General features: G+C 65.0%; 7 protein-coding genes. 3 read left to right on the top strand and 4 right to left on the bottom strand.

The window, feature by feature from the left end; all coding sequences use genetic code 11:
• The 3 genes from EN914_RS17820 to EN914_RS17810 all read left to right on the top strand — a co-directional run.
• Positions 1–343: (2Fe-2S)-binding protein (locus EN914_RS17820; protein WP_164778776.1), on the top strand; the 343-nt coding region annotated here is incomplete at its 5' end.
• Positions 340–1323, top strand: a complete 984-nt coding sequence (locus EN914_RS17815; protein ID WP_024501667.1) for a xanthine dehydrogenase family protein subunit M — start codon at positions 340–342, stop codon at positions 1321–1323. The genes EN914_RS17820 and EN914_RS17815, both read left to right, overlap by 4 nt.
• Positions 1320–3617 (top strand): xanthine dehydrogenase family protein molybdopterin-binding subunit, encoded by a 2298-nt coding sequence (locus tag EN914_RS17810; RefSeq protein WP_024501668.1) that lies wholly within the window; start codon positions 1320–1322, stop codon positions 3615–3617. The genes EN914_RS17815 and EN914_RS17810 overlap by 4 nt, the downstream gene beginning before the upstream one ends.
• 67 nt (positions 3618–3684) lie before the next feature.
• Here the strand turns inward: EN914_RS17810 and EN914_RS17805 are convergent, their stop codons facing one another.
• The 4 genes from EN914_RS17805 to EN914_RS17790 form a co-directional block, all read right to left on the bottom strand.
• Positions 3685–4401, bottom strand: a complete 717-nt coding sequence (locus EN914_RS17805; RefSeq protein ID WP_024501669.1) for an outer membrane protein — start codon at positions 4399–4401, stop codon at positions 3685–3687.
• Between the two features lie 71 nt (positions 4402–4472).
• Positions 4473–5168 carry an outer membrane protein gene (locus tag EN914_RS17800; protein ID WP_024501670.1) on the bottom strand — a complete coding sequence of 232 codons (696 nt, stop codon included), beginning with the start codon at positions 5166–5168 and terminating at the stop codon, positions 4473–4475.
• A gap of 216 nt (positions 5169–5384) precedes the next feature.
• Complete coding sequence (locus EN914_RS17795; RefSeq protein ID WP_024501671.1) at positions 5385–6344, bottom strand: AraC family transcriptional regulator; 960 nt, start codon at positions 6342–6344, stop codon at positions 5385–5387.
• A 206-nt stretch (positions 6345–6550) separates the two neighbouring features.
• On the bottom strand, positions 6551–7357 hold an 807-nt coding region (locus EN914_RS17790), incomplete at its 5' end, for a DMT family transporter (protein ID WP_164778775.1).

Below are 7357 nucleotides of genomic sequence, written 5' to 3'. Positions count from 1 at the left end.
CGGCCCGTGCGGCGCCTGCGCCGTGCAGATCGACGGCGCGCGCGTGCTGGCCTGCCTGACGCTGGTCGCACAAGTCGAGGGCCGCACCGTCACCACCATAGAGGGGCTTGCACGGGAGGGCGAAATGCATCCCGTGCAGGCTGCCTTCCTCGAACAGGACGCCTTCCAGTGCGGCTATTGTACGCCGGGCCAGATCATGTCGGCGGTCGCCTGCATCCGCGAAGGCCATGCCGGCTCCGACGAAGAAATCCGCGAGTATATGGCCGGCAACCTCTGCCGCTGCGGCGCCTATCCGCACATCGTCGCCGCTGTCCGCCAGGCAGCATTGGAGGCCGCATCATGAGGAATTTTTCGTATGTGCGCGCCAATTCGCTCGATGCGGCACGCCAGGCGGCCGCCCTGCCCGGCGCCATGCTCTTGGCCGGCGGCACCACGCTGATCGACCTCGCCAAATGCGGCGTCGCTGAGCCCGAGACGCTGGTCGACATCGCTCATCTCAAAGGGTTGGACAGGATCGAGGTGAACGAACGCGGCGCCACCATCGGCGCGCTGGCCAGGATGAGCCATGTCGCCGACCATGCCGACATCAAAAGCCGCTTTCCTGCGGTATCGGAAGCCCTGTGGCAGGCGGCTTCCGCGCAGATCCGCAACATGGCGACTATCGGCGGCAATCTGATGCAGCGCACGCGCTGCCCTTATTTCCGCGATCCTGCGAATTTCCCAGCCTGCAACAAGCGTGAGCCCGGCTCTGGCTGTTCGGCGATCGGCGGCGTTACCCGTGGCCATGCGGTGCTTGGCATCAGCGACGCGTGCATCGCCATGTATCCGGGCGACCTCGCCGTGGCGCTGGTCGCCTTCGATGCGATCGTGCATCTGGGCGAGCGCCACATCCCGGTCGACGACTTTTTCCTGCTGCCCGGCACCACGCCGGACAGGGAGCACGCGATCGAACCGGGCGAGATGATCACCGCGATCGAGATCCCCGGCTCGGCCTCTGCCCGGCGTTCGACTTATCTCAAGATCCGCGACCGGCAATCCTATGAGTTTGCCGCCGCGAGCGCGGCGGTCGGCATAGAGTTCGAACCCGACGGCCGAACGATCCGCGATTTGCGCGTCGCGCTTGGCGGCGTCGCGACCAAGCCGTGGCGTGCGCGGGCCGTGGAAAACGCGCTGAAGGGCAAGGTGCTGGAGCCGGACACTGTGCGCGCCGCCAGCCTGCTCGCCGTCGAAGGCTCTGTCGATCATGGCGCCAACCACTACAAGGTCGAACTGGCGCCGCGCGTCGTCGCCCGCGCCATCCGCAAATTGGGAGAGACGGCATGACCGTCCACAACATCAGGCATGGGGATGCGTCCGACGGCGCTTTTGCCGAAGCCGTCGGCGGCCGGCTGTCGCGCATCGACGGCCCGGCCAAGATCACCGGTGCGGCGAAATACGCCGTCGAGCAGCAGCTCGAAGGCCTCGCCTACGCCGTCCTGGTCGAGAGCACGATTGCATCGGGCAAGGTGCGCGCGATCGACACCACTGCCGCCGAGGTGGCGCCCGGCGTGCTGCAGGTGCTGACGCCGGACACCATCATCAGCCTGAAAACCGCGGCGGACTGGTTCGGCACGCCGCCGCCCGACAAGCCGTATTGCCCGCTCGCGCGCGACATCACCTTTTCGGGTCAGCATGTCGCCGCCGTGGTCGCCGAGACCTTCGAGCGGGCGGTCGCGGCGGCGGCACTGGTCAAGGTCAGCTATGAGGAAACGCCTGCCATCGTTGACCTCAGCGACGGCAAGGCCGGCGATGGCATCGCGATCGACGCCATGACCAAGGAGTGGGGCGACGCGCAAGGTGCGTTTGCCTCGGCGCCGGTCCGCATCTGCGCCGCCTACAACACGCCGCGCGAGTACCAGGCGCCGATGGAGCCGCATGGCCTGATCGCCCGCTGGGAGGGCGACCGGCTCACCGTGTGGGAGCCGAGCCAATGGCTGGACGGCATGGCGCGCACCTATGCCGAGTGGTTCGGTGTGCCGTTCGAGAACGTGCGGCTGGTGTCGCCCTATATTGGCGGCGGCTTCGGCTCCAAGGCGCTGGCGCTCAGCCATGGCGCGGTGGCCGCCTGTGCGGCCAAAATGCTCGGCCGGCCGGTGCGGCTGGTGATGACCCGGCCGCAGACTTTTACCGGCTATGGCGGGCGCGCGGCGACGCGCCAGACGGTGACGATCGGCGCCGACGTGCAGGGAAAGATCCAGTCGATCGTGCATCGCGGCGTCAATGAAACATCCATCGACGGCATGTGGGTCGAGCCGCTCGGATCGGTCACCTCGATCATGTACACAACGCCGAATTTCTCCTCGAAGCAGAATGTCGTACGGGTCAATTCGGTGGTGCCAGGCGCCATGCGCGCGCCGGGCGAAAACCCCTCAGCCTTCGGCATCGAAAGCGCCATCGACGAGCTTGCCTACGAGGTCGGCATCGATCCGCTGGAGATCCGGCTCCGAAACTATGCCGAGCAGGATCCACATGCCAAAAAAGCCTGGTCGACCAGGCAGTTGCGCGAGGCTTTTGCTGCAGGCGCCGAACGCTTCGGCTGGTCCAGGCGCACACCCGAACCGCGCTCGATGCGCGACGGCAACCAGTTGATCGGCTGGGGCGTCGCCGCCGGCACCTATCCGGTGCGACGCGCCTATGGCGAGGCGCTCGTGCGCATCCTGGCCGATGGTTCGGTCGAGGTCGAAAGCTCCTCGATCGACATGGGCCAGGGCACCTACACCATCCTGGCGCAGACCGCCGCCGAAACGCTCGGCGTGCGAGCTGACGACGTGGTGGTGAAGCTCGGTGACTCCCGCTTTCCGCGCGCCGGCGTCACCGGCGGTTCGCGGCTGGCCGGCGTGATGACGGGTGCGGTCTACAAGGCGGCAACCTCGGCCCTCGACCAGTTGGTGGGCCTCGCCATCAGCGATCCACGCTCGCCCTTCCACGCGCTGCAGGCCAACACGCTGGTCGTCGCCAATGGCCGTATCGCTTCGCCGCGCGGCGACGGCCCCGATGTCTCCGTCGCCGAACTGCTCAAGAGCGTCGGCCGCGACCACATCGAAGCCACCGGCGACACCATGCCGGCCAATTCGACGCCAGAGGATCGCTACAAGAACTACACCACCATCGCCATGTCGGTGCCGCACACCGAGGGCGACTATTCCCGCCACTCCTGGTGCGCGCATTTCATCGAGGTGCGCGTCGACGAGGATTTCGGCACGGTGCGTGTATCGCGTGTGGTGTCGGCGCTGGATTCGGGCCGGCTCTACAACCCGAAACTTGCCGAAAGCCAATGGAAGGGCGGCATCATCATGGGCATCGGCCAGGCGCTATTGGAAGAAGGCATCGTCGACCGCCGCCACGGCCGCATCGTCAATGACAACCTCGCCGACTACCTCGTGCCGACCAATGCCGACATCCCCGACATCGAGGTGATCTCGGTCGGCATCCCCGACCTGCATTCCTCGGTGCTCGGCGGCAAGGGCGTTGGCGAACTGGCCATTGTCGGTGTGGCGCCGGCGATTGCCAACGCGGTGTTCCATGCGACGGGAAAGAGGATCAGGGATCTGCCGATCACGCTGGAGAAGCTGATCTAGAGAGCGACACCGAAGCTGCCGAACTCCCCCTCGGAGCCCGCTTGGAGGAGTTCGGCAGTTCCAACGATCAGAACTTATAGGCGACGCCGATCCGGACATCATGCGTCGTCAGTTCGATCTCGTCGGGATTGAGGGGAGCGCCGTTGACGAGCGCGTGACGCAGGGAGTTGTGGCGGCCGAAATCGGCGAACCGGTACTCGCCGCGAACCACCCAATTGTCGGTGACGGCGTATTCGGCGCCGGCGCCCAGCGTATAGCCCGTTACGGTATCCTTCACGTCGGCATAGGGACCGCCCGGAATGTCGGTGGTGGTGTGCTTGTAGCTTGCCACAGCCAGGCCGCCGGTGACAAAGGAAAGCCAGCGATCCATCGCATAGCCGGCCCGCAGGCGCACGGAGCCAACTGACTCCATCTTGAGCTCGCCGCCAAAGGCCGGGTCATCGATGCCGAGCGCCCGATAGAGCGTCGTGTCCTTCACGCTTGCGAAACTGTAGTCGCCCTCGATGCCGAGAACCAGCCCACCGTCGAACTGCTTGTTGTAGCCGGCGTAAAGACCGCCGAAACCACCGGACGGACTGTAGCCCCAGCCGTAATTGTCGAAGCTGTCCGGGGCAAAGACTTGCCCTGCCCTTGCGTTCCCCCAGGCATATCCGGCATGCGCGCCAATATAGCCGCCGGACCAGTCGTAGGTGGCCGCGACAGGCAAGGCTTCACTGGTGTCCGCTGCGGACGCCATACCGACAGGCGTGAGGATGAAGGCCGTGGCGAGAAGAATGGTTTTCATCGTTTGCTATCCCGAAACTATTGCCTCGCCCCGCGCGAAAAAAGCGCGGGGGTTTGTTCAGCGACGCTAGGTCAGAACTTGTAGCTGAGCCCGACCCTGACATCGTGAGTCTTGAGATCGAAGTTCGCAACCGTTCCAAGACCAAAAAGCGGTACCGAAACGTCCTTTTTGCCGAAGTCGGAGTAGCGATATTCGACCCGCGCGATCCACCTGTCGGTGAAGGCGTGCTCAACGCCAGCCCCAGCCGTCCAGCCAAGATGGGTTTCGTCATGGACCGGTATTGTACCGCCGGGGCCGGTGGTCATCACGCTCACTTCATATTTGGCAGCGGCCACGCCTGCTGTGATGTAAGGCAAGGTGCGATCGAAAGCATAACCAGCCCGCAGCCGCGCCGAGCCCGACCATTTGACTTCGCTCTTGAACAGCGCGCCGGCACCGGCGAAGGTGCCCACCGCATCTACATTGCTGTACGCAATGTCAGCCTCGGCACCGAGCACGAAGCTGTTCGCCAATTCCTGGTTGACGCCGATATGCACGCCGCCAACAAAACCGCTCGGATCGAGGGGAGCGTTGATGTCGGTGCCGCCGGGGCCAGCGCCGCCGATGAACAGATTGGACTTTCCGGATGCATAGCCGAAGTGAACGCCGGCATAGAGGCCGGACCAGTCGTAGGAGGAGGCGACGGGCGAAGCCTCGCTGATATCTGCGGCGCACGCCATGCCGGCCGGCGCGAGGATCAATGCCGTTGCGAGAAGAAGAATTTTCATTGTTGTCTGCCGCCCCAAAATTGTCGTGGTCGCCGCCGCGGATGCCAGCGGAGGACCAGCTGTTGCCGAGAAATCCGGTGTTGCATTGTCCGCCGGCCGCGTCTTGGGCTGGGCCGCACCCGAATTGTCGGGGAAAGCACCACGGCGCTTTCCCGGTCGGTGTGGCTTTTCAGCCTCAGTCGATCGGCGCGCCGTGCATTCGGTGGCTGTCGGAAACTATCTGGCGCTGCCCGGCGTCGAGCCGAAGCGGCGGCGGAAGCAGCGGTTGAAATAGGACACGTCGGAAAAACCGCTGAGCAGCGCGATCTCGCTGATCCGCATGCGGTCGTTGCGCCTGTCGGACAGCATCCGATGCGCCCTCTGCAAGCGCAGTTCGAGAATGCGCTCGGCAAAGCTCACCCCGGTTTCCTGCAGCAGGTCATGGACATAGCGGACCGAGAGCCGCAATTGCCCGGCAACGCCCTGCGCCGAAATGGCGGGATCGGCGAAATTGTCCCGCATCTTCTGCAGTATGGCCTGCAGCCTTGCCGCGCGCAGGCCGCGCAGGCCCGCCAGTTCGGCCGCTTCGCCCTTGGCGCCGGTCGCCAGGCCGATCAGGTCGACGATGGTTTCGGTGGCGTGGCCGATGAGGTCGGGCGAGACCAGGGCCGGGCCTGCTTCCAGGAAGCTGCAATAGCGCTTGAGCATGCCGAGCGCCTCATTGTCGGCGCCGACGGTCAACGCCAGCCGATCCTCTATATGAGCGAAGGCATTTTCCAGCACGGCACGGGGAAGCACCACATTGGCCCAGACATTGCTGTCGCCGCCGGTCATCTGCAACGCTTCCGAAGCCGAGACCAGGGCGGCCTCGCCTTTGCCGACGTGATAATCGCGGCCAATCTGCGTGCCGCTGAGCACCGTATCGCCATTGTTGACCAGCAGCAGATAGCCGTCGCGACCGTCGGCGGCGATATTGCCCGCCTTGCGGCTGGCATGACGTATCGTCCCGGCCATCTGCCCAAGCACAAGCGACCCGACAGCGGTGGCTTCGATCGCGGCTTCGAACGACAGTCTTTCCGAAATCGTGTATTCGACCGACCATATCTCGGCGACATGGATGTCCTGCCAGAGCGCGAAGCGTGCGCGATGATCCAGATGCGGCGGCAAATCCGCCGATGAGAAGACGTTCTTTTGCAAGGGACGACCGGCCTTTTCTACAATCGCGTCTTCATTTCGACACGCACCGTATTGGACCAGATCACGGTCTGTCCAGAGCCGGAAATACTTGTGCGCCAGGCGACAATTTCAGTGCCGTCCTGAACAAGGATTGGCCTGATTTCGCGGATCTGGCTGGCTGAATTCCGGAATACTCGAAAATACCCCGTACCGACGAATCGCTCCCCCTACTCCGGCGATGGAACCGGCGGCCGTGATGTCAGCGCCGTGCCGAAGGCGGCGACAACAACGGCAGCGATCCCGGCCAGTTGCGTCGCGGTCAGGCTTTCGTGCAGGAACAGGAAGCCGGCCAGTGCACCAAGCCCAGGCTCCAGGCAGGTCAGCGTGCCGTAGATGCGCGCCGGCATGCGGGTCAGCGCCACCATCTCCAGGAAGAACGGCAATGCGCTGGAAAACAGGCCGACCAGCAGCGCGCTGACCAGGATCGACGGCGCCAGCAGCGCGGATCCCGCCTGGGCGACACCGAAGGGCAGCACCAGCACGGCGGCGATGGCCATGCCGTAGGCGGTGGTGCGGGTGCCAAGCTCCGCGCCGGCCTTCTGGGCCAGCACGATGTAGAGCGCCCAGAAGCCGCCAGCCGCCAGCGCCAGCATCACCCCGATCGGATCAAGGGGCGCGAGGGAATGAATGAGGGGCGACAACAGCAGGATGCCGGCCACCGCCAGCGCGATCCAGGCAAAGTCGCTGGCGCGCCGCGAACTCAAGGTCGCCACCAGAAGCGGGCCGGTAAACTCCAGCGCCACCGCGATGCCGAGCGGAATCCTGGCAAGCGCTGCGTAGAACAGGAGGTTGAGCGCGGCGAGCGTCACCCCATAGGCGACCAGCCACGGCATGGTGGCACGCGAGGGCCGCATCTGCCAGGGCCGCAGCACCGCGATCAGCATCAGCGCACCGATGACCAGCCTGAGCGTCGTCGTGCCTTGCGCGCCGATCTGCGGGAACAGGCCCTTGGCAAAGGTGGCGCCGATCTGGAT

It is taken from the genome of Mesorhizobium sp. M7A.F.Ca.CA.001.08.2.1, from assembly GCF_003998455.1.
Classification (GTDB): Bacteria; Pseudomonadota; Alphaproteobacteria; order Rhizobiales; family Rhizobiaceae; genus Mesorhizobium; species Mesorhizobium ciceri.
Note: the sequence above shows the minus strand (reverse complement) of the source record. Positions and strands in the feature narration are given on the sequence as shown.